The 26,121-nt window shown below is 72.0% G+C and carries 27 protein-coding genes; 16 read left to right on the forward strand and 11 right to left on the reverse strand.

The window, feature by feature from the left end; all coding sequences use genetic code 11:
- Window positions 1-22 precede the first annotated feature (22 nt).
- The gene (gene fumC / locus C7444_RS16805; RefSeq protein ID WP_110402056.1) at window positions 23-1,411 is read left to right on the forward strand and encodes a class II fumarate hydratase; all 1,389 of its coding nucleotides are present in this window, start codon (window positions 23-25) and stop codon (window positions 1,409-1,411) included.
- 25 nt (window positions 1,412-1,436) lie between these two features.
- Here fumC and C7444_RS20710 read toward each other — a convergent pair whose 3' ends face one another.
- Together C7444_RS20710 and C7444_RS20810 are read right to left on the reverse strand one after the other, a co-directional pair.
- The gene (locus C7444_RS20710) at window positions 1,437-1,652 is read right to left on the reverse strand and encodes a SlyX family protein (RefSeq protein ID WP_245909609.1); all 216 of its coding nucleotides are present in this window, start codon (window positions 1,650-1,652) and stop codon (window positions 1,437-1,439) included.
- Window positions 1,649-1,783 carry a hypothetical protein gene (locus tag C7444_RS20810; protein ID WP_259372563.1) on the reverse strand — a complete coding sequence of 45 codons (135 nt, stop codon included), beginning with the start codon at window positions 1,781-1,783 and terminating at the stop codon, window positions 1,649-1,651. The genes C7444_RS20710 and C7444_RS20810 overlap by 4 nt, the downstream gene beginning before the upstream one ends.
- A 164-nt stretch (window positions 1,784-1,947) precedes the next feature.
- On the opposite strand from C7444_RS20810, the gene C7444_RS16815 reads away from it, so the two are divergent.
- Window positions 1,948-2,508 (forward strand): DUF3280 domain-containing protein, encoded by a 561-nt coding sequence (locus C7444_RS16815; RefSeq protein WP_110402013.1) that lies wholly within the window; start codon window positions 1,948-1,950, stop codon window positions 2,506-2,508.
- Window positions 2,509-2,529: 21 nt separating this feature from the next.
- On the opposite strand, the gene C7444_RS16820 is transcribed toward C7444_RS16815, so the two are convergent.
- Entirely contained in the window at window positions 2,530-3,498 is a 969-nt protein-coding gene (locus C7444_RS16820) for a S1/P1 nuclease (protein ID WP_110402014.1), read from the reverse strand.
- A gap of 9 nt (window positions 3,499-3,507) precedes the next feature.
- The gene (ychF, locus tag C7444_RS16825; protein WP_110402015.1) at window positions 3,508-4,602 is read right to left on the reverse strand and encodes a redox-regulated ATPase YchF; all 1,095 of its coding nucleotides are present in this window, start codon (window positions 4,600-4,602) and stop codon (window positions 3,508-3,510) included.
- Between the two features lie 63 nt (window positions 4,603-4,665).
- Here ychF and C7444_RS16830 point away from each other — a divergent pair, with 63 nt between their 5' ends.
- The gene (locus tag C7444_RS16830) at window positions 4,666-5,853 is read left to right on the forward strand and encodes an FAD-dependent monooxygenase (RefSeq protein WP_110402016.1); all 1,188 of its coding nucleotides are present in this window, start codon (window positions 4,666-4,668) and stop codon (window positions 5,851-5,853) included.
- A gap of 52 nt (window positions 5,854-5,905) precedes the next feature.
- Complete coding sequence (locus C7444_RS16835) at window positions 5,906-6,619, forward strand: DsbC family protein (protein WP_110402017.1); 714 nt, start codon at window positions 5,906-5,908, stop codon at window positions 6,617-6,619.
- Window positions 6,620-6,629: 10 nt separating this feature from the next.
- Here C7444_RS16835 and C7444_RS16840 read toward each other — a convergent pair whose 3' ends face one another.
- From C7444_RS16840 to lysS, 6 genes are all read right to left on the reverse strand, one after another.
- Window positions 6,630-7,433 (reverse strand): enoyl-CoA hydratase, encoded by an 804-nt coding sequence (locus tag C7444_RS16840; RefSeq protein WP_110402018.1) that lies wholly within the window; start codon window positions 7,431-7,433, stop codon window positions 6,630-6,632.
- Window positions 7,434-7,510: 77 nt separating this feature from the next.
- Complete coding sequence (locus C7444_RS16845) at window positions 7,511-8,650, reverse strand: DUF3108 domain-containing protein (RefSeq protein ID WP_170130786.1); 1,140 nt, start codon at window positions 8,648-8,650, stop codon at window positions 7,511-7,513.
- Window positions 8,651-8,707: 57 nt separating this feature from the next.
- Window positions 8,708-10,462, reverse strand: coding sequence for a M61 family metallopeptidase (locus tag C7444_RS16850; RefSeq protein WP_110402020.1), 1,755 nt, complete (start codon window positions 10,460-10,462; stop codon window positions 8,708-8,710).
- 4 nt (window positions 10,463-10,466) lie between these two features.
- Window positions 10,467-10,922 carry a DUF3429 domain-containing protein gene (locus tag C7444_RS16855; RefSeq protein WP_245909610.1) on the reverse strand — a complete coding sequence of 152 codons (456 nt, stop codon included), beginning with the start codon at window positions 10,920-10,922 and terminating at the stop codon, window positions 10,467-10,469.
- 169 nt (window positions 10,923-11,091) lie between these two features.
- A complete protein-coding gene (locus C7444_RS16860) occupies window positions 11,092-11,712 on the reverse strand; it encodes a pyridoxamine 5'-phosphate oxidase family protein (RefSeq protein ID WP_245909611.1) in 621 nt (206 codons plus the stop codon).
- Window positions 11,713-11,851: 139 nt separating this feature from the next.
- The gene (gene lysS, locus C7444_RS16865; RefSeq protein ID WP_110402023.1) at window positions 11,852-13,363 is read right to left on the reverse strand and encodes a lysine--tRNA ligase; all 1,512 of its coding nucleotides are present in this window, start codon (window positions 13,361-13,363) and stop codon (window positions 11,852-11,854) included.
- A 108-nt stretch (window positions 13,364-13,471) separates the two neighbouring features.
- Here lysS and C7444_RS16870 point away from each other — a divergent pair, with 108 nt between their 5' ends.
- The 4 genes from C7444_RS16870 to C7444_RS16885 are packed head-to-tail and all read left to right on the forward strand — an operon-like array spanning window position 13,472 to window position 16,034.
- A complete protein-coding gene (locus C7444_RS16870; protein ID WP_110402024.1) occupies window positions 13,472-14,533 on the forward strand; it encodes a Gfo/Idh/MocA family protein in 1,062 nt (353 codons plus the stop codon).
- A 28-nt stretch (window positions 14,534-14,561) separates the two neighbouring features.
- Complete coding sequence (locus C7444_RS16875; RefSeq protein WP_110402025.1) at window positions 14,562-15,173, forward strand: acyltransferase; 612 nt, start codon at window positions 14,562-14,564, stop codon at window positions 15,171-15,173.
- Between the two features lie 19 nt (window positions 15,174-15,192).
- On the forward strand, window positions 15,193-15,528 hold the full coding sequence (locus C7444_RS16880) for an antibiotic biosynthesis monooxygenase (RefSeq protein WP_110402026.1): 336 nt from the start codon (window positions 15,193-15,195) through the stop codon (window positions 15,526-15,528).
- The gene (locus tag C7444_RS16885) at window positions 15,525-16,034 is read left to right on the forward strand and encodes a GNAT family N-acetyltransferase (protein ID WP_375136941.1); all 510 of its coding nucleotides are present in this window, start codon (window positions 15,525-15,527) and stop codon (window positions 16,032-16,034) included. The genes C7444_RS16880 and C7444_RS16885 overlap by 4 nt, the downstream gene beginning before the upstream one ends.
- A gap of 5 nt (window positions 16,035-16,039) precedes the next feature.
- Here the strand turns inward: C7444_RS16885 and C7444_RS16890 are convergent, their stop codons facing one another.
- Window positions 16,040-17,083 (reverse strand): LacI family DNA-binding transcriptional regulator, encoded by a 1,044-nt coding sequence (locus C7444_RS16890; RefSeq protein WP_110402027.1) that lies wholly within the window; start codon window positions 17,081-17,083, stop codon window positions 16,040-16,042.
- A 214-nt stretch (window positions 17,084-17,297) separates the two neighbouring features.
- Between C7444_RS16890 and C7444_RS16895 the strand changes: the two genes are divergently transcribed.
- From C7444_RS16895 to C7444_RS16930, 8 genes are all read left to right on the forward strand, one after another.
- Window positions 17,298-18,203 carry a sugar phosphate isomerase/epimerase family protein gene (locus tag C7444_RS16895; protein WP_110402028.1) on the forward strand — a complete coding sequence of 302 codons (906 nt, stop codon included), beginning with the start codon at window positions 17,298-17,300 and terminating at the stop codon, window positions 18,201-18,203.
- Window positions 18,204-18,367: 164 nt separating this feature from the next.
- A complete protein-coding gene (locus C7444_RS16900; RefSeq protein ID WP_110402029.1) occupies window positions 18,368-19,306 on the forward strand; it encodes a sugar phosphate isomerase/epimerase family protein in 939 nt (312 codons plus the stop codon).
- Window positions 19,307-19,351: 45 nt separating this feature from the next.
- Window positions 19,352-20,524, forward strand: a complete 1,173-nt coding sequence (locus C7444_RS16905; RefSeq protein ID WP_110402030.1) for a Gfo/Idh/MocA family protein — start codon at window positions 19,352-19,354, stop codon at window positions 20,522-20,524.
- Between the two features lie 42 nt (window positions 20,525-20,566).
- The gene (locus C7444_RS16910; protein ID WP_110402031.1) at window positions 20,567-21,700 is read left to right on the forward strand and encodes a DegT/DnrJ/EryC1/StrS family aminotransferase; all 1,134 of its coding nucleotides are present in this window, start codon (window positions 20,567-20,569) and stop codon (window positions 21,698-21,700) included.
- 1 nt (window position 21,701) lies between these two features.
- Window positions 21,702-22,976 (forward strand): oligosaccharide flippase family protein, encoded by a 1,275-nt coding sequence (locus C7444_RS16915; RefSeq protein WP_245909612.1) that lies wholly within the window; start codon window positions 21,702-21,704, stop codon window positions 22,974-22,976.
- Window positions 22,976-23,617 (forward strand): acyltransferase, encoded by a 642-nt coding sequence (locus C7444_RS16920; RefSeq protein ID WP_245909613.1) that lies wholly within the window; start codon window positions 22,976-22,978, stop codon window positions 23,615-23,617. The genes C7444_RS16915 and C7444_RS16920 overlap by 1 nt, the downstream gene beginning before the upstream one ends.
- 25 nt (window positions 23,618-23,642) lie before the next feature.
- Window positions 23,643-24,803 carry a glycosyltransferase gene (locus tag C7444_RS16925; protein ID WP_110402032.1) on the forward strand — a complete coding sequence of 387 codons (1,161 nt, stop codon included), beginning with the start codon at window positions 23,643-23,645 and terminating at the stop codon, window positions 24,801-24,803.
- The gene (locus C7444_RS16930; protein WP_110402033.1) at window positions 24,800-26,068 is read left to right on the forward strand and encodes a glycosyltransferase family 4 protein; all 1,269 of its coding nucleotides are present in this window, start codon (window positions 24,800-24,802) and stop codon (window positions 26,066-26,068) included. The genes C7444_RS16925 and C7444_RS16930 overlap by 4 nt, the downstream gene beginning before the upstream one ends.
- The last annotated feature ends 53 nt before the right edge of the window (window positions 26,069-26,121 follow it).

The raw sequence follows: 26,121 nt of genomic DNA on the forward strand, positions 1-26,121 counted from the left end.
GCGGCAGATCAGGGAGAGCGACATGTCGTCCACACGCACGGAAACCGACGGCTTCGGCCCGATCGAGGTGCCCGGCGAGGCCCTCTGGGGCGCGCAGACCGAGCGCAGCCGGCGCCACTTCGCGATCGGCACGCAGCGCATGCCCATCGAGCTGGTGCATGCGCTGGCCGAGGTCAAGCGGGCCGCCGCCGACGTCAACGGCGAACTCGGCCTGCTGGAGGCCGGCAAGGCGGCCGCCGTGTCGGCCGCGGCCGCCCGGGTGGCGGCCGGGGAGTTCGATGCCGAGTTCCCGCTGTCGGTGTGGCAGACCGGCTCGGGCACGCAGAGCAACATGAACACCAACGAGGTGATCGCCAGCCTGGCCTCGCTGGCGCTGGGCGGTGGCCTCGGCGCCGACCGCACGGTGCATCCCAACGACGACGTCAACCTCGGGCAGTCCTCCAACGACGTGTTCCCGACGGCGATGCACGTGGCCGCCGTGCTGCGCACGCGCCCGCTGCTGGCCGCGCTCGGACGGCTGCGCGCCGCCCTGCAGGCCAAGGCGGTCACCTTCGCGGACACGATCAAGATCGGCCGCACCCACCTGCAGGACGCCACCCCGATCACGCTCGGCCTGGAGTTCGGTGGCTACGACGCCCAGCTGGCGATCGCCGAGCACGCGCTGCGGCAGGCCCTGCCCGCCGTGCACGCCCTGGCCATCGGCGGCACGGCGGTGGGCACCGGCCTGAACACCCACGCCCAGTTCGGTCGCCGGGTCGCGGCCACGCTGGCGCAGCGGCTGGATGCGCCCTTCGTGGTGGCCGACAACCTGTTCGCCGCGATGGCCGGGCACGAGGCGCTGGTCGTGCTGCACGGCGCGCTGCGCACCCTGGCCATCGCGCTGACCAAGGTGGCCAACGACATCCGGCTGATGGGCAGCGGCCCGCGTGCCGGCCTGGGCGAGCTGCACCTGCCGGAGAACGAGCCCGGCAGCTCGATCATGCCCGGCAAGGTCAACCCCACGCAGGTCGAGGCGCTGACGATGGTCTGCGCCCAGGTGATGGGCCACGACGTGGCCATCGGCGTGGCCGCCAGCCAGGGCCAGTTCGAGCTGAACGTCTACAAGCCGCTGATCGCCTTCGACGTGCTCGACAGCCTGCGGCTGCTGGCCGACGCGATGGACAGCTTCGCCGCCCATTGTGTCGAGGGCATCGAGGTCGACCTGCCGCGCATGCAGGAGCTGCTGGGCCGCTCGCTGATGCTGGTGACCGCGCTGGCGCCCCACATCGGCTACGACCGCGCCGCGCGCATCGCCAAGCACGCCAGCACCCACCGGACCAGCCTGCAGGAGGCCGCGCTGAGTGTCGGCGGACTGAGCGTCGAGCAGTTCGACGCCTGGGTGGACCCGCGCCACATGCTGGGGCCGCGCTGACGCGACGCCGGCGGCCGATCCGTGATCAGTAGTGCGGCGGCAGCTCGTCGCGCAGGTTGCGCTCCGAGCTGGTCGGGCCGTCGGGCACCTGCTGGCGCAGCTGGCTGACCTCGCGCAGCAGCCGGTCGATCTGCTGCTGCTGGCTCACGACGACCTGGTTGAGGTGATCCACCAGGTCCTCGGTGAAGCTGGCCTTGACCTCGAGGTCGGTCAGGCGGCGGTCGATGTCGCTCGGGCTCACTTCTTCTTCGAGCGGTCCGGCACGATGGTCGTGATCGTGGGCATCACGGCGCCCGGAGAGACCGGCTTGGACGGCGTCTGGTCCTTCTTGGGCTTCTTGGCTTCTTTGGTGCTGCGCTGACCCTTGGGCATGGACATCTCCTCGGCATGGTGGGTGTAGAGCCGCACAGGTTACCCGGTTCCGGCGACGGCACGCGCGGGGCGCCGTCAAGCTGCGTGCAAACCCGTGCCCGCCGACGGCGCCGGCCCTCGAGAATCGACCGACCGCCGGCCCCCGGCACCGCGAGGACCTCCGCATGGATCGCAGACACTGGCTGATGGACATGGCCGCGCTGTGCGTGCTGGCGGGCCCGGGTCGGGCGGCGCGGGCGCAGACGCAGACGCAGACGGGTAGTGAGCTGCCCACGCTGGTCGTGCTCGACTTCGAGCTGGTCGACGACCAGGACAACCCGCTGACGAAGGCCGCCCAGGTGATCCGCCTGCAGCGGGCCACCGCGCAGCTGCAGCAGGAACTGGCGCAGCGCCAGCTCTACCGGGTGATCGATCCCGAGGCCTCGGCCGTGCGCCAGCGCCAGCTGCGCGAGCAGCAGGCCTACCTGTACCGCTGCGACGACTGCGCGGCACAGATCGGCCAGCTCACCGGCGCCGACCTGGTGATGTCGACCTGGGTGCAGAAGGTCAGCGAGCTGATCCTGAACCTGAACGTGCAGGTCCACGACGGCCGCACCGGGCGGGTGCTGCTGAGCAAGTCGGTCGACCTGCGCGGCAACGAGGACGAGTCCTGGCGCCGGGCCGTGCGTTACCTGGTGCGCGACATGGCGCAGCGGCGCGAGCGCCAGCCGGGTTACGGCCGCTGAGCCGCCACGAACCGGCCGGGCTCAGCGCCCCAGCGTCTCGTTGAGCAGCAGGGCCAGTCGCACGCCGGCCCGCTGCAGGCGCGCCTCGGCCAGCTCGCGGGCGGCCTGGTACTGCGCGGCCGTCAGGCGACTCGCCCCCGCCTCGCCCGGCGCCGGCAGCGTGGCATAGACCTCGCGGCGCGCCACCTCGTGGGACTCGAGCGCCCACGCGTCGGCCGAGCGCTGCGAGCGCCAGAGGCGCAGGTCGGCCGGCCGGATGCGCTGCACCAGGCGATCGGCGATCACCTGCGGATCGCGGCTGATCGAGCGCACCAGGTGGTGGTCCCACAGGCTGTGCAGCGAGATCGGCCGGGTGCTGCGCCCCACCAGCACCTGCCGGTCGTTGCCGCCGTGGTCCCCGTCGTCGATGGTGTGCAGCGGCTGGTGCACATCACCCACCAGGTGCAGCAGGAACTGCAGCGCACGGCGGCGCTCGTCGCGCGGGGCCTCGCGGGAGGCCAGCGTGGCGCGGAACTGCTCGATCTTGTCGACGATGCAGGCCCGGGCCGGGCCGGTCGACGCCCGGCTGCCCTCGGGCAGCGGCGGGCGGCCGAAACACGCGGCGGACAGGTCGGGCGGCTGGCCTGCGGGCAGCAGGGGCAGGTTGACGAAGTGCCACTGGCGCGTGCCCAGGTAGTTCACCTTGCTGCCGTAGCGGTCGGCGTCGCGCCAGCGGTCGGCCCAGACCGACTCGCTGGCCAGGCCCCGGTCGGGCACCAGCGCGGTGTCGTCGCCCGACAGCAGCGCCTCGATGCGCTCGCGGGTGCGGCTGTGCAGGTAGTGCTGGGCGACCAGCGCGATGGCCCGGTGGCCACCTTCGCTCCAGGCCCGCGCCGGCGCCGGCACCAGGCCGGCCAGCGTGGCCAGCCCGCCCAGCAGCAGGGCCGTCAGCGCGCGGCGCGCACCCCCGCGACGCGGCGGCACGGGCACGGCGCGGGTGCCGCGGGGCATCGCTGGCGCTTACACGTTGAACAGGAAGTTCAGCACGTCGCCGTCCTTGACGACGTATTCCTTGCCTTCGGCGCGCATCTTGCCGGCATCCTTGGCGCCCTGCTCACCCTTGTACTGGATGAAATCCTCGTAGGCGATGGTCTGGGCGCGGATGAAACCGCGCTCGAAGTCGGTGTGGATCACGCCGGCGGCCTGCGGCGCGGTGTCGCCGATGTGGATGGTCCAGGCGCGAACTTCCTTCACCCCGGCGGTGAAGTAGGTCTGCAGGCCCAGCAGCTTGAAGCCGGCGCGGATCAGGCGGTTCAGGCCGGGTTCGTCCTGGCCCATCTCGGCCAGGAACATCTCGCGGTCCTCGTCGCTCATCTCGGCCAGCTCGGCTTCGGTCTTGGCGCAGATGGCCACGACCGGCGCGTTCTGCTTCGCGGCGAACTCCTTCAGGCGATCGAGGAAGGGGTTGTTCTCGAAGCCGTTCTCGTCGACGTTGCCCACGAACATCGCCGGCTTGGCGGTGATCAGGCACAGCGGCTTGAGGATGGCCAGCTCTTCCTTGCTGAACTCGATGCTGCGCACCGGCTGGGCCTGGTCGAGCGCGGCCTGGCACTTCTCGAGCACCTTGACCAGCGCGGCGGCTTCCTTGTCGTTGCCCGAGCGTGCGGCCTTGAGCGAGCGGTGCATCGTCTTCTCGACGGTGCCCAGGTCGGCCAGGCAGAGCTCGGTCTGGATCACCTCGATGTCGCTGATCGGGTCGATCTTGCCAGCGACGTGGATGACGTTCTCGTCCTCGAAGCAGCGCACCACGTTGACGATGGCGTCGGTCTCGCGGATGTGGCTGAGGAACTTGTTGCCCAGGCCCTCCCCCTTGGAGGCGCCCGCCACCAGGCCGGCGATGTCGACGAACTCGACGATGGCCGGCAGGATGCGCTCGGGCTGCACGATCTCGGCCAGGCCCTGCAGGCGCGGGTCGGGCAGCTCCACCACGCCGACGTTGGGCTCGATGGTGCAGAACGGATAGTTCTCGGCGGCGATGCCGGCCTTGGTCAGCGCATTGAAGAGGGTGGACTTGCCGACGTTGGGCAGGCCCACGATGCCGCACTTGAGGCTCATGATGGGTGGTTCTCGGGAGGGGATGCGTGATTGTAGGTGGCCCCCTCCCTACAATTCACCGCCATGAGCTCAACAGCATCTTTCACGGCGGGTCCGGCACTGGACGTGTGCATCCGGGGGGGCGGCGCCGTGGGCACCAGCCTGGCGCTGGCGCTGTCGCGCCAGGGGCTGCAGGTCGGCCTGGTGGCGCCGCCCGCGCCCCGCACCGGCACGGGTGACCTGCGCGCCTACGCGCTCAATGCCGGCTCGGTCGCGCTGCTGCAGAGCCTGCGGGTGTGGGATGCGCTGCCCGACACCGCACGCACCCCGGTCGACGAGATGCGGGTGCATGGCGACGAGCGTGGCCAGCTGGGCTTCTCCGCCTGGCAGCAGCAGGTCGACCACCTGGCGTGGATCGTCGACGCCGCCGCCCTCGACCGGGTGCTGGGCGAGGCATTGCGTTACGCCCCGCATGTGCAGCGCCTCGACGAGGCGGCTCCGGCGGCGCTGCTGGCCGTCTGCGAAGGCCGGGCCTCGGCCACCCGCGAGGCGCTGGGCGCCGGCTACGAGGCCCGCCCCTACGGCCACACCGCGATCGCCGCCCGGCTGGTCTGCGACCTGCCGCACCGCGCCACCGCCTGGCAGTGGTTCCGCAGCCCGGACATCCTGGCGCTGCTCCCCTTCGACCAGCCCGAGCCGGGCCGCTCCTTCGGGCTGGTCTGGTCGCTGCCGCAGGCGCAGGCCGAGGCGCTGCTGGCCGACGACGACCGCAGCTTCGAGGCCCGCCTGAACCTGGCGGTGCAGGAAGGGCTGGCGCACCAGGGCCTGGACGCGGCCGAGACCCTCGGCACGCTGCAGCTGGCCTCGGCACGCGCCGGCTGGCCGCTGATGATCGCCAACGCGCAGCGCTGGTCCGGCGACGGCTGGGTGCTGGTGGGCGACGCCGCCCACGCGGTGCATCCGCTGTCGGGCCAGGGCCTGAACCTGGGGCTGGGTGACGTGAGCTGCCTGGTGCGGGTGATCGCCCAGGCGCGCCGCAGCACGCCGTGGCGCTCGCCCGGAGACGCCCGGGTGCTGCGCCGTTATGCACGCGAGCGCCGCCTGCCCACGCTGGCGATGGGCGGGCTGACCGACGGCCTGCTGAACCTTTTCGCCACGCCCGCCGGCCCGCTGAAGGAGCTGCGCAACCACGGCATGGACCTGATCCACCGGCTCGGCCCGCTCAAGCGCTGGCTGGGCCATCAGGCCCTGGACTCGAGCCCGCCACGCTGAACCGGCCGCCGCCGCGCGGCCCGACACCACCCCGACCCCCAAGGATTCCCCGATGCTGCTGCGTCACGCCCTCACCGCCGCCCTGCTCACCGTCGCCACCGGCGCCGCCGTGGCCGACGAAGCGACCATCCGTCGCACGCTGCAGGAGCGCTTCCCGCAGCTGCCGCGCATCGACGAGGTCCGCCCGACACCGATGACCGGCGTCTGGGAGGTCCGCATGGGCACCGACCTGGTCTACAGCGACGCACGCGGACAGTTCCTGCTGCAGGGCTCGCTGATCGAGACGACGACCCGGCGCAACCTGACCGAGGAGCGCATCGACAAGCTGACCGCGATCGACTTCTCCGACCTGCCGCTGAAGGACGCCATCGTCTGGAAGAACGGCAACGGCAAGCGCCGCATCGCGGTGTTCGCCGATCCGAACTGCGGCTACTGCAAGCGCCTGGAGAAGGACCTGCTCAACGTCCGGGACGTGACGGTCTACACCTTCGTGATCCCCATCCTCGGCGGCGACTCGCCCGACAAGTCGAAGTCGATCTGGTGCGCCCGCGACAACACCGCCGCCTGGCGCAACTGGATGGTCGACAACACCACGCCGCCGCGGGTGATGGGCCAGTGCGACGCCTCGGCGATCGAGCGCAACAGCGCCCTGGCCCGCAAGTACAAGGTCACCGGCACGCCGGCGATCGTGTTCGAGGACGGCTCGCGGGCCCCGGGGGCGATCCCCGCCGCCGAGATCGAGAAGCGGCTCGCCTCGAAGTCCTGAGGCTCCCGGTTCAGCGGTGCGTGAACTTCGGGGCGCGCTTCTGCAGGAAGGCCTGCATGCCTTCCTTCTGGTCGTCGGTGGCGAACAGGGCGTGGAAGGCACGGCGCTCGAACAGCAGGCCTTCGGTCAGCGGCGCCTCGTAGGCGCGGTTGACGCTCTCCTTGGCCGCCATCAGCGCGATCAGCGAGAAGCCGCACATCGCCTGGGCCGCCTTGTCGGCCTCGGCCTGCAGCTCGGCCGCCGGCACCACGCGCGAGACCAGCCCGCTGCGCTCGGCCTCGGCCGCATCCATCATGCGGGCGGTCAGCGCCAGGTCCATCGCCTTGCTCTTGCCCACCGAGCGTGGCAGGCGCTGCGTGCCGCCCGCGCCGGGGATGATGCCCAGCTTGATCTCGGGCTGGCCGAACTTCGCGCTGTCGGCGGCGATGATCAGGTCGCAGGTCATCGCCAGCTCGCAGCCTCCGCCCAGCGCAAAACCGGCCACCGCGGCGATCACCGGCTTGCGCACCTCGCGCAGCGTGTCCCAGTTGCGCGAGATCAGGTTGCCCCGGTAGGCCTGGGCGTAATCGAAGGTCGACATCATCGAGATGTCGGCCCCGGCGGCAAAGGCCTTCTCGCTGCCGGTGACGACGATGCAGGCGATGCCGTCGTCGGCGTCGAAGGCCCGCAGCGCCGCGCCCAGCTCGTCCATCAGCGCGTCGTTGAGCGCGTTCAGCGCCTTCGGGCGGTTCAGCGTGATCCAGCCGTAGCTCAGCGCGCCCTCGCCGGTGCCGGCGCGGGTCTCGACCAGGATGTTCTCGTAGGGGGTGCTCATGCGGGGGTCTCCTTGGGAATCCATCGACTGTACGCAGAGGGCATGACGCCAGGCTGGCACCTGCGCGACAGTGCGCCTCAGGGCCCGCCCTGCTCCGGCGCGGCCGCCAGGCGCAGATCGGCCCAGGTGTCCTCGTCCTGCTGGATGCGGATGCGCACCGGCAGCCACTGCAGCGACGGGGCATACCAGATCTCGGCCGACAGCGCGCCTTTCACCTGCACGCGGCGGGGACGCACGTGCACCGTGTCCAGCCCGCCGACCGGCGTCTCCAGGCGCTCGCGCTGGCCGACATCGTAGACCCAGCGCTCGAGCTTGTGCGGCAGCGCCAGGCCGAACTCGATGCGCTGCCCGGCCCGGGCCAGCTCCGGCCGGGTGGTGAACAGGAAGATCATCTGGATGAACTGGCTGGCGGTGTCCTGCACATCGGCCATCGTCGCCACCCGGTCGCCGTTGGCCAGGCGCACGCCGTCGGCATCGAAGCTCATGCGCACCCGCTTGTCGGCCCCGATGATCTGGCGCGTGTGCTGCTCGTAGCGCTGCGGCTCGAGCCCCTGTTCGCCCAGTCGGCCTTCGCTGCTCATGCGCCGCGTCACCAGCGGCGCGATCGACGGGCCGATCGCGACCTCGAGGTGCACCTGGTAACGCTCGCCCTCACGCAGCCACTCGACCTGGGCACTGCCCTGCACATCACCGCGGTACCAGCCCTGCAGGTCGTAGCGCACCCGCGACGAACGGGGCCAGACCACCGCCGGCCCGCCCGATGCCGCCGATGCCGATGCCACGACCGCCGCCGGGCGACCGGACGCGGCCTCGGCCACCGGCAGCGGCACTGCGCTGGCGGCCGCCCCGGGCAGCAGGTCGACGGCCGGCGGGGCCGAGGCGCCCGCCACCACCGCAGCGGCGGCGTCAGCCCTCTGCGGCGCGGAGGCCGGCTCGGGCGCCGACGCGGCCTCGTCCACGCCCGAGGCGGCGGCTTCGGCACCCGCCACGGCCGGCGGGGCCGAGCGGGAGCGAGGCGGCGGCCCCGGCCGGGGAGCCTGGGGTGGTGCCGCGGGCTGCAGCAGGCGGGTGTAGCTGACGCTCATGCGCTCGATGGCGGGCTGGGGGTCCAGGCCCTCGACCTGGCGCTCGAGCCAGGCCATCACCAGCGCATGGCCGGCGAGCACCGCCAGCAGCAGCGCCACCAGCGCGCCGGCACGGCGCCGCCGGCTCAGCATGCGGCCGAGCCGCACGACACGGACAGCGGGTGACGCCGCGACACCGGGATCAGCGCATCAGGCCGGATCGGCCACGGCCGGACGCAGCCAGGCGGTGCGGTCGCGGGTCCGGGCCTCGGTGGAGGCGCCCACGCCCAGCGCGACGGCGCCCTCGAGCGCCGTGACGGCGGGCAGCGTCAGGTTCAGCAGCCGGCGGTCCCGGCTGACCAGCAGCTCGGCCGCCTGCTCGAAGGCGCCGTAGAGCGGCAGGTCGTCGAGCTTGCCCAGGCGCCACTGGTTCAGCGCGATCAGCTCGTCCCCGGCGGCCAGGCCGGCCTGCTCGGCCGCCCCGCCACGCAGCACCGACTGCACCTTGAGGCTGTCCTGCACCCGCGCGCCGAGGCGATGGGCCAGCGTGGGCGCCTCGCGGCTCCAGGCCACGCCCATGGTCGCCAGCAGGCGCTCGAGCGGCAGGTCGTCGGTGCCATGCACCCAGGCCGGCAGCATCTCGGCCACCCCCGGCGCCACCGACCGCACGGCCGCGACGATGTCGGCCTCGTCGATGCCGCGGTCGCCGGCGTGGTCCGGCTGCCCGGCCGGGGCGCTGCGCTGCCACAGCAGGTGCATGACGTCGTCGAGCGTGCCGGTGCCCGCCTCGCGCAGGCTCAGGTCCAGCGCCAGCGCGACCAGCGCGCCCTTGGTGTAGTAGCTGACCGTCGCGTTGACGGTGTTCTCGTCGGGGCGGTAGTACTTGACCCAGGCGTCCCAGCTGGCGCGGGCCAGGCTCTGGACATGGCGCCCGGGCGTGCCCAGCACCTGGTTGATCGTGCGGGTGAGCAGCTTCAGGTAACGCGCCTCGTCGATCAGCCCGGTGCGCACCAGGAACTGGTCGTCGTAGTAGCTGGTGAAGCCCTCGAAGAACCACAGCAGCTCGGTGTGGTTCTCGCGCGTGAGGTCGTAGGGAACGAACTCGCGCGGCTTGAGGCGCTTGACGTTCCAGGTGTGGAAGTACTCGTGGCTGATCAGCCCGAGCAGCGTGACGTAGCCGTCGCTGCCCGCCCCCGGCGGCTGGCCCCGGCGCGGCAGGTCGCGGCGCCCGGCGATCAGCGCGGTGCTGTTGCGGTGCTCCAGCCCGCCATAGCCGTCGTCGACCGCGTTGAGCATGAACACGTAACGCTCGAAGGGCGGCCGCCCTTCGCCATGCCAGAAGCGGATCTGCGCCTCGCAGAGGCGGCGGGTGTCCTCGAGCAGGCGCTCGCCGTCGAAGCTGGGCAGCGCCCCGGCGACGACCAGCTCGTGCGGCACGCCACCGGCGACGAACTCGCCACGCCAGAACGGACCGAGCTCGATCGGGTGGTCGATCAGCGCGTCGTAGTCCGGCGCCAGCCAGCCGCCCTCGGCGGCGGCCGGCAGCCCGGTGGCCACCTGCCAGCCTTCAGGCAAGGGGCCCAGCGTCAGCCGCTGCGGCCGGTGCTCGTGGCCCTCGCAGCGCAGGAAGGTGCTGGTGCCGTTGAGGAAACCCCGCTGGCGGTCGAGCCACGCGGTGCGCACCGAGGCGTCGAAGGCATAGACCAGGCAGCTGACCGTCAGCGGTCGGGCGTCGGTGCAGCCGGCCTGCCAGGTGGTCTTGTCGAGCTGGGTCAGCGGCACCTCGTGGTGGTCCTGCCAGGCCTGCAGCGACTGCAGGTGCCGGCCGAACTCGCGCACCAGGTAGCTGCCCGGGATCCACACCGGCAGCGACAGGCGCTGCAGGGCGGCCGGCGAGTCCAGCGTCAGCGTCACGCGCAGCAGGTGCGCCTGCAGGTCGACGATCTCGAGGTGGTAGCGGACCATGGGCTCAGGTCCGGGCGGCGGCGAGGAAACAGCTCAGGGTCGCGATGGCCGTCAGGCGGAAACGCATCGTCAGCCAGTTCGACAGCCCGTAGCCCGGATAGGTCCGGCGGTCGAAGAGGTAGCAGCCCACCAGCAGCAGGCCGTCGATCACCAGGCCGGCATGGGCGGGCATCACCACCGCGATCCAGGCCAGGCAGGACACGACCGCGGCCCAGGCGAACGGCGCCGGCGACGGCACCGTGCCCTTCATGCCCATGCCCCAGTGGATGCCACCCAGGAAGGAGAGGATCACCGCGGCATAACCGGCCAGCATCAGCACCACGTAGGGATGCACGTCGTCCCAGACCACCAGCGACAGGAAGGCCCCGCCGACGAAGGGGATCAGCCCGGCGTAACAGAGCTTCGTCGCGACGGGGTTGAGCGGTTCGGCAACACGGTAGGAGGGGGTCAAGGCGGACACGGCGAGGTGTTTTCAGGCTGGGGGTCGATGACAGCCACTGCCCGCCGGTGCGTGGCCGGACCGGGACAGGCTGCCCGCGACCCCGGCCGACGTCACCGGCCGCAACGGCCGAGCTGGGCACATTGTCGCCGCAGCCGCCCGCGGCCGCACAAAACCGCCACAAGCCCGATCAGGGCGAGATCCAGCGGGCCCCTCCGGCGTCGAAGCGCGCCCGGCGGTGGCCCTCGGGACGCAGCTCCAGCCAGTCGACCGACTCGACCTGGGCCGTCAGCACCGCGAAGTGCTGGCGGGTGCGCCGCTCGCCCAGGCACTCCCGGCCCGGCGTGGCGTGGCCCTGCGACCCCTCGAGCAGCACGGTGCCGGGCGCCCTCGGGGCCAGGTAGTCCTGCGCCGACGGGCTGTGGCGCAGGCGGGCCCAGCGGGCCGTGACATGCAGGCCGTCGGTGGCCACCTGGAGGCGGCAGCGCAGGCGCAGCTGCCAGCTCAGCGCACGCGACCAGCACACCACCATCGCCACGGGCTGGCGGCGCAGCTGGTCGATCTTGCTGGCCCGGGTGTCGCTGTAGAACATCAGCTCATGGCGATCGACCTGGACCTCGCGCAGCACCACCGTGCGGGCGTCGGGGCCGTGTTCGTCGTCCTGGGTGGCCAGCGTCAGGTGCTGCCATTCATGGGCCGGCTGCACGGCCGCGCGGGCCAGTTCGGACCACAGCGCCGCCTCGATGCGCTCCAGCCGGTCCGTCTGCCCATCCTCCGCCTCGACCACTCCCGCCATCCTGCCTGTGCGCATGATTCACCCCCGACTTCATTCATTCATTCGCGTGACTGCGAACGTACACCGCGTGCGGGTCGCGGGGCGACAGGGTTTTCGAGCGAAGCCGGTGCGAGCCGGCGGCGCCCCCGTCGATCGACGGGGGCCGTGACCGTGCTCAGCCCTCGCGGCGCAGCGCCGGGAACAGGATCACGTCGCGGATGCTGGGCGAGTCGGTCAGCAGCATCATCAGGCGGTCGATGCCGATGCCGCAGCCGCCCGTCGGGGGCATGCCGTACTCGAGCGCACGGATGAAGTCGGCGTCGAAGAACATCGCCTCCTCGTCGCCGGCATCCTTGTTGGCCACCTGGCTGTGGAAGCGGGCGGCCTGGTCCTCGGCGTCGTTGAGCTCCGAGAAGCCGTTGCCGAACTCGCGGCCGGTGATGAAGAGCTCGAAGCGTTCGGTGATCGCCGGGTTGCTGTCGGACGCACGCGCCAGCGGGCTGACCTCGACGGGGTAGTCGATGATGAAGGTCGGCTGCCAGAGCTTCTCCTCGACCACCGCCTCGAACAGGCCGAACTGCAGCTGGGCCAGCTTCCAGTGCTTGGGCGGCTCCTCGCCCAGCTCCTTGAGGCGGGCGTGCACGGCGTCGGCCGAGTCGGCCTGCTCCGGGCTCAGGCCGGCATGCACCACCAGCGAGTCACGCACCGACAGGCGGGCGAAAGGCTCGTCGAGGTGCACGTCCTTGCCGGCATAGCTCAGGCGGGCCGAACCGGTCGCCGAGCGGGCCGCGTGGCGCAGCAGCTGCTCGGTGAAGTCCATCAGGTCGTGGTGGTTCCAGTAGGCCGCGTAGAACTCCATCATCGTGAATTCGGGGTTGTGCCGAACCGAGATGCCTTCGTTGCGGAAGTTGCGGTTGATCTCGAACACGCGCTCGAAGCCGCCCACCACCAGGCGCTTGAGATAGAGCTCAGGCGCGATGCGCAGGAACATCTCCTGGTCCAGCGCGTTGTGGTGCGTGATGAAGGGCTTGGCGTTGGCGCCGCCCGGGATCGGGTGCAGCATCGGCGTCTCCACTTCCAGGAAGTGGTGCTCGATCATGAACTGGCGGATGCTCGAGACCGCCTTGCTGCGCGCACGGAACCGGTCGCGGGCCGACTCGTCGGTGATCAGGTCGACGTAGCGCTGGCGGTACTTCTGCTCCTGGTCGGTCATGCCGTGGAACTTGTCGGGCAGCGGACGCAGCGCCTTGGTCAGCAGGCGGATCGTCGTCACCTTGATCGACAGCTCGCCGGTCTTGGTGCGGAACAGCGTGCCTTCGGCGCCCAGGATGTCGCCCAGGTCCCAGTGCTTGAACGCGGCCAGCTTGTCGGCCCCGACGTTGTCCTGGGTGACGTAGAGCTGGATGCGGCCCGAAGCGTCCTGCAGCGTCGCGAAGCAGGCCTTGCCCATCACCCGCTTGAGCATCATGCGGCCGGCCACGCAGGCCGTCACCGGAGCGGCCTCGAGCGCCTCGTTGTCCCTGGGCTCGTGCACGCGGTGCAGGTCGACCGCGTGGTCACGCGGCTTGAAGTCGTTCGGGAAGGCGACGCCCTGGGTGCGGATGGCGGCCAGCTTCTCGCGGCGTTCGGCCATCAGCTGGTTGTCGTCGACGGCAGGGGCGGCGTGGGGGGTGGGGGCGTTGGTCATCTTGTGCTCGTGAGGTCTGCCGCAATTTTAGGCTGTCGGGACGGGTCGCCCGGCGCCGCGGGAGCGCAGTTCTAGAATCGTCGGCTTGGCCGGCCCCGGATATTCCCCATGAGCGCTCCGCAGCACCCCATCACAGATCGCAGGATCCGCTTCGCCCTGGCGGGCTGCGGACGCATCGCGAAGAACCACTTCGCCTCGCTGCAGCAGCACGCCGACCGCGCCGAGCTGGTCGCCGTCTGCGACACCGTGCCCGAGCGGGCGCAGGCCGCGGCGGCCGCCTGCGGCGCGCAGGCCTACACCTCGCTGGACACGCTGCTCGCCGGCAGCGACGCCGACATCGTCGTGCTGACCACCCCCAGCGGCCTGCACTCGCAGCAGGCGGTGCGGGTGGCACGCGCCGGGCGCCACGTGCTGAGCGAAAAACCGATGGCCACCAAGTGGGACGAAGGCATGGCGATGGTGCGCGAGTGCCGCGACGCCGGCGTCAAGCTCTTCGTCGTCAAGCAGAACCGCCTGAACGCGACGATGCAGCTGCTGAAGAAGGCGATCGACCAGAAGCGCTTCGGCCGCATCCACATGGTCACGGTCAACGTCTTCTGGACCCGCCCGCAGAGCTACTACGACGAGGCACCGTGGCGCGGCCGCTGGGACATGGACGGCGGCGCCTTCATGAACCAGGCCAGCCACTACGTCGACATGGTCGACTGGCTGGTCGGCCCGGTCGACAACGTGCACGCCTACACCGCCACGCAGGGCCGCGACATCGAGGCCGAGGACTCGGGCGTGATGAGCCTGCGCCTGCGCGCGGGCGGGCTGGCCAGCATCAACGTGACGATGCTGACCTACCCGAAGAACCTCGAAGGCTCGATCACCGTGCTCGGCGAGCGCGGCACGGTGCGCATCGGCGGCGTGGCGGTCAACGACATCCAGCACTGGGAGTTCGACCAGCCCACGCCCGAGGACGAGCAGATCAAGGCCGCCAGCTACGCGACCACCTCGGTCTACGGCTTCGGCCACCCGCTGTACTACGCCAACGTCATCGACACGCTGCGCGGCGAGGCCCACGCCGAGGTCGACGGCTACAGCGGCCTGCGCTCGCTGGAGGTGCTGATCGCCGGCTACCGCTCGGCGCGCGACGGCGTGCGCGTCGGCCTGCCGCTGGTGTTCTGAGACCCCGACCCCTGACCGGAGCCCCGACATGAGCAGCCCCTCCCCCGCCTGGCAGCATGAATCCGCCATCATCGACGCCGGCGCGCAGATCGGCGCGGGCAGCAAGGTCTGGCACTTCAGCCACGTCTGCGGCGGAGCGCGCATCGGCGAAGGCTGCTCGCTGGGCCAGAACGTCTTCGTCGGCAACGACGTCGAGATCGGCCACGGCGTGAAGATCCAGAACAACGTCTCGGTCTACGACGCGGTCACGCTCGAGGACGACGTGTTCTGCGGCCCGAGCGTGGTGTTCACCAACGTCTACAACCCGCGGGCCGCGGTCTCGCGCAGGAACGAGTACCTGCGCACGCTCATCCGCCAGGGTGCGACGCTGGGGGCCAACTGCACCATCGTCTGCGGCACCACCGTCGGGCAGTACGCCTTCATCGGCGCGGGCACCGTGGTCAACCGCGACGTGCCCGACTACGCGCTGATGGTCGGGGTGCCAGCGCGGCGCATCGGCTGGATGAGCCGCCACGGCGAGCGGCTCGGCCTGGCCCTGCGCGGCGAAGGCGAAGCCACCTGCCCGGCCACCGGCGAGCGCTACCGGCTGCGCGGCGAGGTCGTGACCCGGGTGATGGACAGCGCCACACCCACCGCCTAGACCCCGGAGAACGCCCCGCATGTACAGCGCCACCTTCATCTTCGACAAGAAGCAGTTCGACCCGGAGTTCCACGCCCTGGACCTCGAGATCGCCGCCGCGGCCCGGCTCAGCACCGGCTACCTCGGCGAGGAGTCGTGGGAGAACCCCGGGACCGGCCGGATCTGCAATGTCTACTACTGGTCCGACGAGCTCGGCCTGCAGGAGCTGATCCGCCACCCGCGCCACCTGCAGGCCAAGGCCAGCCAGGAGCGCTGGCTGAACGGCTACCAGGTGGTGATCGCCAAGGTGCTGCGCAGCTACGGCGATGGCGCCATGGACCACCCCACGCTGCGAACGCCCGGAGCACCGGCGTGAACGACGACGACGTGGGCGACGTGGGCGACGACGGGCAACCGCCGGTGCGCATCCGCCGCGCCGGCCTGCCGGACGTGGCCGTGCTGGCGCCGCTGTTCGACGCCTACCGGCGCTTCTACGAGCAGCCCGCCGACCTGGAGCGGGCGGCCCGTTTCCTGACCGAGCGGCTGGAGCGCCACGAATCGCTGCTGCTGATCGCCGAGACCGGCCCGGCGCAGGCCGTGCAGGCGATCGGCCTGTGCCAGTGCTATCCGACCTTCTGCTCGGTGATCGCCGAGCCCGTCCTGGCGCTCTACGACCTGTTCGTCGTGCCCGAGGCCCGCGGACTCGGCGCCGCGCGGGCGCTGATGCGGGCCGCCGAGCACGAGGCCCGTCGCCAGGGCAAGGCCCGGCTGGACCTGACCACCGCCAAGAGCAACCTGCCGGCGCAGCGCCTGTACGAATCGCTGGGCTGGCAGCGTGACGAGGTGTTCCTGATCTACAACCGGGTGCTGGCGCCGGCCTGAGCCGGTCAGACGTTGGCCACGGTGTGGATGTCGAAGGGCAGCGGCGGCAGGGCCCGGCCCTGCGGCGGGTGCGGGCCGCGCACGGCGGCGCCCATGAGCTCGATCAGCCGGCGGGCCATGCCCTCGCGCGGATGGGACAGCACCATGCTGACGTGGCCGTCGAGCAGGGCCTGACGGGTCACGTCGGTCAGGTCGTGGCAGACCGTGACCAGGCGCGGCGGCAGGCCGGCCGTCAGGCCTTCGAGCACCCCCTCGATGCCCCCGCCGGCGATGTAGATGCCGACCAGGTCCGGGTGCTGGTGCAGCAGCTCGAGCACCGCCGTCTGCGCGACCTGCACGTCCTCCAGGCTCACCAGCGTCTCCAGCAGGTGGAAGTTGGGGGCATGCTCGCGCAGGTAGGAGCGGAAGCCGATCTCGCACTGCTCCTGGCACAGGTAGCGGTGGCTGCCCAGGATCAGCCCCACCTTGCCGGGGCCCCGGCTCAGGTGCGCCATCGTCCACGCCGCCATGCGGCCCATCTTGCGGTTGTCCACGCCCACGTAGGCGGCCAGCGCGGGTGAGCTCAGGTCGGACACCAGCGCGAACACCGGCACCCCGTCGGCGCTCACCGCCTCGACGGCCTGCGTGATCTGCGGGTGCTCGGCGGCGACCAGCGCCACCGCGTCGCAGCGCTGCCCGAGCGCGGCGAGGTGGTGCGCGACGCTGCGCGGGGTCAGGTCGCCCAGGTGCACGATGAGCAGCTCCGGCGGCGGCTCGGGCAGCACCCGCACCGCCGCGCGCAAGGCCTCGGCCAGCTCCCGGTAGAAGGGGGAGCGTTCGGTCTGCAGCAGCACGCCCAGGACGGGTGGGCGGGTCGGTTCGCCCAGGCGGCGCTGGATCAGGCCGGTGCGGCGGAAACCCAGCGCCTGCGCGGCCTCGAGCACACGCCGCGCCGTCTCGGCGCGCACCGGCGCACGGCGGTTGATCACCCGGTCCACCGTGGCCACGCCCACGCCCGCGGCCTGGGCCACGTCGGCCATGGTGGGTTCCGTCGGCTTGGGCGGCTTCATGATGGATCTATCAGGAATGGTGGATCCACATGATAGAGGTGATAGGCGATTCACCCCGTGGATTGACCCTGATCAGCCACAAACCAATAATCCATCGAACGATTTCGAAAGGGAACGGCCAGCGTCCGTCAGGCCGGATCTATCAAGAACATTGATAGCCCACGATTTCCCGAGGCGCGCAGACGCCCCATCCGCCCACTGGAGACACCCGCACATGAAGATCGCGCTGGACCCGTACATGATCCGCCACCTGCCGTTGACCGAGCTGCCCGCCGTGGTGGCCGATCTCGGCTACGACCAGATCGAGCTTTCTCCCCGGTCGGACTTCCTGGACTGGTGGGTCATGCCACGCGCCACCCGGGAGCGCATGGCCGCCTTCAAGTCCGCCCTGCGCTCGGCCGGCGTGGGCCTGGCCACGCTGCAGCCCATGTACCGCTGGGCCAGCCCCTTCGAGGACGAGCGGACCTGGGCCGTGCGCTGCTGGAAGAAGGCCATCGAGGTCTCGGTGGAGATGGACTGCCCGCTGATGATCTCCGAGTTCGGCCGGGGGGCCTCCCCCGAGCGCTCGGTCGGCGAGCGCCCCGGTGCCAACACCAAGGAGATGTGCGAAGCCGCCTGGTTCCGCTCGATGGACGAGCTGCTGCCCATCCTCGAGCGCGAGGGCATCACGCTGAGCGTGGAGCCGCACCCGGAGGACTGGATCGAGACGATGCAGCCGGCGGCCGACATCGTCAAGAACATCGGCTCCAAGGCACTCAAGCTCAGCTACATCGCCCCGCACACCTTCTACTACGGCGACGACATGGCCGCGATGATCAAGGAAGCGGCCCCGGTGCTGGCCCACGTGCGCGTGGCCGACACCTTCGACCACAAGAAGAGCAGCCAGCTGCGCTACATCGTCAACCCGCCGGGCTCCACGCAGATCCGGGTGCACCAGCACCTGGACATGGGCCAGGGCGAGATCGACTGGGACCTGTTCTTCAGCACGCTGGCCGAGGTGGGCTTCGACGGGGTGATGTCGTCCTGCGTGTTCGCCTGGGAGGAGCGCGCCGCCGACTCCAGCCGCTTCATGCGCTGCGAGATCCAGCGCCTCCTCGAGCGGCACGCCTGCGCCCGCTGAGCAGGCGTCCGGACGCGTCACCCTTCACGCCGCTCACCTCGTCCATGAGCGCGCCCCTGCCCGCGCGCTGAACGCCCCCGACCTCACCCCACCACGCCCACCCACCGCCCCTGCGCGGCGGGTGCGCGGCAGCCCGTCCATCCGCGACCGAAAGACCCGCCACCATGGCCATCCACATCACCGGAGCCCCCTGCAGCTGGGGCGTCGACGACCCCAAGAACCCGCACCTGCCGCCCTGGACCACGGTGCTGCGCGAGGCCGCCAGCGCCGGCTACCGCGGCATCGAGCTCGGCCCCTACGGCTACCTGCCGCTGGACGTGGCCACCGTCTCGGCCGAGCTGGATACGAACGGCCTGCGCGTGGTGGCCGGCACCATCTTCGACGACCTGGTCAGCCCCGCCAACCGCGAGTCCCTGCTGCGCCAGACGCATCAGATCTGCGCCCTGCTGCGCCAGCTGCCGCCGCTGCCCACAGAGGCCGGCCAGCGCTTCGAGGCACCCTACCTGGTCGTGATCGACTGGGGCAGCGATCAGCGCCACGTGGCGCGCGACTACGCCGCCGGCCACGGCGACCGCGCGGTGCGCCTGCCGGCCGCCGACTGGCAGACCATGGTCGGCCACATCACCGAGATTGCCGAGCTGTCGTGGCAGACCTACGGCGTGCGCACCGTGATCCACCCGCACGCGGGCGGCCACATCGAGTTCGCCGACGAGGTCGCGCAGATCGTGGCCGACATCCCGGCCGCCGTCGCGGGCCTGTGCATCGACACCGGCCACACCCACTACGCCGGCATGGACCCGGTGGCCACGCTGCGCCAGTACGCCCACCGCATCGACTACGTGCACTTCAAGGACATCGACGCCGACGTGTTCGATGCCGTGCTCGCCAAACGCATCCGCTTCTTCGCCGCTTGCGGCGAGGGCGTGATGTGCCCGATCGGCCGCGGCGTGCTGGACTACGACGGCATCCGCCAGGCCCTCACCGACATCGGCTACCAGGGCTACATCACCGTCGAGCAGGAGCGCGACCCGCGCAACACCGGCTCGGTGCTGGCCGACGTCCAGGCCAGCCGCGACTTCCTGCGCGGCGTCGGCTTCGTCTGAACCCCGGCACCGGACCCGCCCTTCATCCTCGGAAAGCACTTCATCATGATCAACGGAGAAAACCTCGTGCCCGCCCCCATCCGCTGGGGCATGGTCGGCGGCGGCCGCGGCAGCCAGATCGGCTACATCCACCGCTCGGCCGCGCTGCGCGACGGCGTGTTCACCCTCGTCGCCGGCGCGTTCGACCTCGACGCCGAGCGCGGCCGCGCCTTCGGCACCGGCATCGGCGTGGCGGCCGAGCGCTGCTACGCAGACTACCAGGCGATGTTCGCCGCCGAAGCGCAGCGCCCCGACGGCCTGCAGGCCGTGTCCATCGCCACGCCCAACGGCACGCACTTCGCCATCTGCAAGGCCGCGCTCGAAGCCGGCCTGCACGTGGTCTGCGAGAAGCCGCTGTGCTTCACCACCGCCGAGGCCGAGGAACTGCGCGAGCTGGCCGAGGCAAAGCGCCGCGTGGTCGGCGTGACCTACGGCTACGCCGGCCATCAGCTGATCGAGCAGGCGCGCGAGATGATCGCGGCCGGCGAGCTGGGCGAGATCCGCATCGTGCAGATGCAGTTCGCGCACGGCTTCCACAACGAGGCGGTCGAGGCCGCCAACCCCGCCACGAAATGGCGCGTGGACCCGAAGATGGCCGGCCCCAGCTACGTGCTGGGCGACATCGGCACCCACCCGCTGTACCTGAGCGAGGTCATGCTGCCGCAGCTGAAGATCAGGCGCCTGATGTGCTCGCGCCAGAGCTTCGTGAAAAGCCGCGCGCCGCTGGAAGACAACGCCTTCACCCTCATGGAATACGACAGCGGCGCGGTCGGCTGCGTGTGGTCCTGCGCGGTCAACGCCGGCTCCATGCATGGCCAGAAGATCCGCGTGATCGGCAGCAAGGCCAGCCTCGAGTGGTGGGACGAACGGCCCAACCAGATGAGCTTCGAGGTGCAGGGCAAACCGCTGCAGGTGCTGGAGCGCGGCATGGGCTACCTGCACCCGCACGCGCTGGCCGACGACCGCATCGGCGGCGGCCACCCCGAGGGCCTGTTCGAGGCCTGGTCCAACCTCTACGTGCGCTACGCCCGGGCCATGGTCGCCAGCGACCGCGGTGACACCGCCGCGCTCGCTGCCCTCCACTACCCCGGCATCGACGCCGGCGTCGAAGGCGTGCGCTGGGTCGAGCACTGCGTGCGTTCGGCCGACGCGGGCGCGGTCTGGGTCGATTACGCCTGACGGCGGGCCGGGCCCGCCGCGGCGGTCTGCAACAATCCCGGCATGCAATTCATCGACCTCAAAGTCCAGTACGCCGCACTGAAGACCGACATCGACGCGGCGATCCAGCGCGTGCTCGATCACGGCCAGTACATCATGGGCCCCGAGGTCAGGCAGCTGGAGGCCGTGCTGGCCGAGCGGGTCGGCGCCAGGCACTGCGTCACCGTCTCCAGCGGCACCGAGGCGCTGCTGATCGCGCTGATGGCGCTCGACCTGAAGCCGGGCGACGAGGTCATCACCACGCCGTTCACCTTCGCGGCCACCGCCGAGGTCATCGCGCTGCTGGGCGCGCGGCCGGTGTTCGTCGACATCGAGCCCGACACCTGCAACATCGACGTGACGCGGATCGAGGCCGCGATCACGCCCAGGACCCGCGCGATCATGCCGGTGAGCCTCTACGGCCAGGTCGCCGACATGGACGGGATCAACGCCATCGCCGCCCGCCACGGCCTGCCGGTGATCGAGGATGCCGCGCAGAGCTTCGGCGCCACCTACCGCGGCGGCCACAGCGCCCACCTGTCGACCTTCGGCTGCACCAGCTTCTTCCCGAGCAAGCCGCTGGGCTGCTACGGCGACGGCGGCGCGCTGTTCACCGACGACGATGCGCTCGCGCAGGCCGCGCGCGAGATCCGCGTGCACGGCCAGAGCGCGCGCTACACCCACACCCGCGTCGGCCTGGGCGGGCGCATGGACACGATCCAGTGCGCGGTCGTGCTGGCCAAGCTGCCGCGCTTCGACTGGGAGCTGCAGCGCCGCCGCGAACTGGGCGCGCGGTACCACCAGTTGCTCGCGCCGCTGGCCGAGCGCCACCCCGGCTTCGGCCTGCTCAGCGTGCGGCCGGACCGCGACAGCGTCTGGGGCCAGTACACCGTGTTCGTGCCGCAGCGCGCCGCGGTGCAGGCGGCGCTGCAGGCCGCGGGCGTCCCGACCGCCGTGCATTACCCCAAGCCGCTGCACCACCAGGGCGCCTACGCCGCGTTCTGCTGCCCCGACTGCTGCCCGAACAGCGTGGCGGCGGCGGCACGGGTGATGAGCCTGCCGATGAGCCCGGACCTGTCGGACGCGGACCAGGACCGGGTCGTCGCCGTGCTGGCCGAGGCGCTGGCCACGCTGCCCTCCCACGGCGCAGGCGCCTGAGTTGCTGCGGGCCACGCTGACGCTGCTGGCCGGCGGCGCGCTGGCGCAGGCGCTGCCGCTGCTGCTGGGCCCGCTGCTGACCCGGCTGTATGCGCCGCAGGAGTTCGGCGCCTTCCACCTGTTCGCCGCGGTGGCGGGCAACCTGGCCGTGGTCGCCTGCGGGCGCTACGAGTTCGCGCTGCCGCTGGCGCGCACGCCGGCCGAGGCGACCCTGCTGCGGCGGCTGTGCGGGCGGCTGCTCGGCCTGGCGGCCGGCCTGTCGGCGCTGGGCGGGCTGGGCTGGGCGTGGTGGAGCGGGCTGGGCTGGGCGCTGTGGCTGGGGCCGGCGGTGGCCGTCGGCGGGGCGCTGTCGCTGGCCACGATGTGGGCCACCCGGGCCGGGCGCTTCCAGGCGCTGGCCGTGGCGCGGGTGCTGCAGTACGGCGGCGCGGCGCTGGCGCAGGCGGTGGCCGGCGCGCTGCACGGCGGGGTGCTCGGGCTGGTGGTCGCGCCGATCGCCGCCCAGGGGCTGGCCGTGCTGCTGCTGTGGGCCGGTGGACGGGCCCGGCCGGCCGCCCCCGTGTCGGCCGGCCCCCCCGCCACCCCGGCCGCGCCGGTCCCCACGCTGCGGACCACGGCCTGGCAGTTCCGCGAATTCCCGCTGCTCAACACGCCCCACGCCTTCCTCGGCGCGCTGCAGGACACCGCCTCGCTGGCGCTGATCGCCGCGACGCTGGGGCCGGCCGCCGCCGGGTTCTGGGGCCTGGCGCTGCGTTACCTGAAAGCGCCCGCGACGCTGGTGGGCAGCGCGGTCTCGCAGGTGCTCTACCCGCAGCTGGCCGCCCGGGGACCGGGGCCGACCCCGGCCGCGCGGGCGGCGGTGCGGCGCGTGATGGGCCTGCTGGGCGCGCTGGCCCTGCTGCTGTCCATCGTGCTGGCGGCCGCCGGGCCGTGGCTGTTCGAGCGGCTGTTCGGCGCCGGCTGGCGCGAGGCGGGTGAGCTCGCCCGGGTGCTGGCGCCCTACATCGGCGCCCACTTCGTCGCCGCGCCGCTGGCGGTGGTGACGATGGCCTGGGGCGCGCAGGCCTGGGCGCTGCGGCTGGCGCTGTGGGGCCAGGCGGCCTTCGTCGGCGCGCTGGCGCTCGGCCTGCACCTGGGCGGACTGCAGGGCGCGGGCCGCGCCGTTTCTCTGGCGATGCTGGTCTACTTCGGATGGTATTTTTGGCGGCTGGCCACCTGGCCCTGCACCGAGCCGATCGATCCACCGACCGCCCCCACTCCGGAGTCCTCCCCTTGATGCTGCCGTTCCTCTCGCGCTGGCGTGGTCCGTTCAACCGCTGGCGCCGCCGTCGCCTGCACCGCCGGATGTTCCGCATGGTGTTCGGCGAGACCTCGCAGGGACACTGGCTGCCCCACACCCGGATCTCGCCGTCGACCTGCATCGAGTCGCCCGAGCGCCTGACGCTGCACGACCACGTCTTCATCGGCCACTTCAACTTCATCGAGGCCAGCGGCGGCATCGTGATCGGCGAAGGCGTGCAGATCACCAACCACGTCAGCATCGTCACGCACAGCTCGCACCGCGCCCAGCGCCTGCTGGGGCGGGCCTTCACGAGCTGGCCGGCCGCGATGCCGGCCTGGCTGGCCGAGCCGGGTGCGCAGCGGCCGGGCTGGATCGCCGGCCCGGTGCACATCGGCGCCTGGAGCTTCATCGGCCCGCACAGCCTGATCGAGGCCAACACCCGGCTGGGCCGCGGCACCATCGTCTGCGCCGGCAGCCAGGTGCGGGGCGAGTTCACCGACTTCGCCATCCTCGAGGGCGTGCCCGCACGGGTCGTCGGCGACAGCCGCCGCACCGACGAGAAGCTGCTGGCGCGTTACCCCGAACTGCGCGAGCACTACGACGCCTGGGCCTGTCCGCCCGCCGACGGCCGCTGACCCGCGCACCACCCCGGATCTCCCCATGGCCCGACCGAACCGGCACATCCCGTCCCGCCCCGCCCCCTCCGCCGCCCGGCGCGCGGCCAGCCAGGCGGCCTCCCGCCCGGGGCGCTGGCGCCATGTGCTGATCGGCGACGCCGAGAGCCCGCACCTGCTGAAGTGGGCGCGCGCGCTGGCGCCGCGGGTCGAGCTGTGGGCGGTCTCCAGCCGGGGCTTCGCCCCCGGCTTCGACGCGCTGGTGCCGCCGGAGCGCCGCCTGGCGCTGGGCGCCGACGTGCGCCACGGCGGGGGCAACATCGGCCTGATCACCCGGCTGCCCGAACTGGGCCGCTGGCTGCAGCAGGTCGACGCCGACTGGCTGCACCCGCACTACCTGACCTCGCACGGCACGCTGGCCTGGGGCGCGCAGCGGGGCTGGCGGCTGCGCGCGCGCATCGTCGGCTCGGCCTGGGGCAGCGACATCCTGGTGACCCCGCGCCACAGCCGCCTCTACCGCTGGCTGACCCGGCGGGTGCTGCGCGCCTGCGCGCTGACGACCAGCGACTCCGCGCACATGGCCGCCGAGATGCGTGCCCTGGGCGCGGGCGAGGTGCAGGTCTTCCCCTTCGGCCTGGAGCAGCTGCCGCCGCCCTCGCCGGCCAAGGCCCCCTGGGGCTTCTTCGCCAACCGCGGGCTGGAGCCGATCTACCGGCCCGAGCGGGTGCTGCAGGCCTTCGCGGCCATCGCCCGCGAGCAGCCCGAGGCGCAGCTGGTGGTGGCCCACGACGGCTCGCTGCGCGCCACGCTCGAGGCGATGGTGCCGGCGCTCGGGCTGGCGGGGCGGGTCGAGTTCGTCGGCCGCCTGGACGCCGCCGCGCAGGACCGCCACTACGCCCGCGCCACCTGGTACCTGAGCCTGCCGGCCAGCGACTCGGTGTCGGTCTCGGTGCTCGAGGCGCTGGGGCACGGCTGCATCCCGCTGCTGTCGGACCTGCCCGCCAACCGCGAGCTGGTGCGCCCGGGCGACAACGGCCTGATCCTGCCCGACGACACCCTGCCCACGCTCGCCGACCTGGACCCGCTGGCCGGACGCGCCCGCGAGATCGGCCGCGCCAACCGCGCCTGGGTGCAGCGGCACGGCCTGTTCGCCCCGGCGGTGGACGGGCTGCTGCAGCGGCTGTCCGAACTGATGCCTGCCCGATGAACATCCTCTACCTGAACCACTACGCCGGCTCGCCCACGCTGGGCATGGAGTACCGGCCCTATTACCTGGCGCGCGAGTGGGTGCGTGCCGGCCACCGGGTGCAGATGATCGCCTCGGCACACTCGCACGTGCGGGCGCGCCAGCCCGAGCTGCCCGCCGGGGCGACGGGCCCGTGCTGGCAGGCCATCGACGGCATCGACTACGGCTGGTTCGCCACCCCGCCCTACGAGGGCAACGGCCTGGGCCGGGTGAAGAACATCTGGTCCTTCCTGAGCCAGGTCTGGCGCGCCACCGACACGCTGATCGCCCACCGCAGGCCGGACGTGGTGATCGCCTCGAGCACCTACCCGATGGACATCTGGGTGGCCCGGCGCCTCGCGCGGCGCACCGGCGCGACGCTGGTCTTCGAGGTGCACGACCTGTGGCCGCTGTCGCCGATCGAGCTGTCGGGCATGTCGCGGCGCCACCCCTTCATCCAGCTGGTGCAGAAGGCCGAGGACGACGCCTACCGCGATGCCGACGTGGTGATCTCGATGCTGCCCAAGGTGCACGACTACATGGCCAGCCGCGGGCTGGACCTGAAGAAGCTGCACATCGTGCCCAACGGCATCACGCTCGACGAGTGGAGCGGCGAGCCGCCGCCGCTGCGCGAGGACGTGGCGCAGGCCGTGGCCACCGCCCGGGCACGGGGCGCCACCGTCGTCGGCTACGCCGGCTCGATGGGCCGGCCCAACGCGCTGGACACGCTGCTCGACGCCGCCCGCCTGCTGCGCGACGAGCCGCTGGCGATCGTCATGGTCGGCAGCGGCCACGAGCGGGATCGCCTGGCGCAGCGCATCACCACCGAAGGGCTGGCGCACGTGCAGCTGCTGCCGCCGATCCCCAAGGCGCAGATCCCGAGCTTCCTGGCCGCGGTCGACATCGCCTACATCGGCTGGCAGCGGGTGCCGATCTACCGCTTCGGCATCGCGCCCAACAAGCTGATGGACTACCTGATGGCGCGCTGCGTGGTGCTGCACTCGGTGGAGGCGGGCAACGACCCGGTGGCCGAAGCCGGCTGCGGACTGACCGTGCCGCCTGAATCGCCCGAGGCGGTCGCCGCCGGCCTGCGCCAGCTGGCCGCGCTGCCGCCCGGCACGCGCCGGGAGATGGGCGAGCGCGGCCGGGCCTTCGTGCTGGCCCGCCACACCTATCCGGTGCTGGCGCAGCGTTTCCTGGACGCCTGCGGACCGGCCCCGGCACTCGCCGCGCCCGCGCGGATGTGACAGGATGCGACGCCACGCCCTCCGTTGACGCCGCCCGCACCCGAGCCGCCGCC

Origin of the sequence: Sphaerotilus hippei (assembly GCF_003201595.1) — a bacterium.
In the GTDB taxonomy this organism is placed as follows: Bacteria; Pseudomonadota; Gammaproteobacteria; order Burkholderiales; family Burkholderiaceae_C; genus Sphaerotilus; species Sphaerotilus hippei.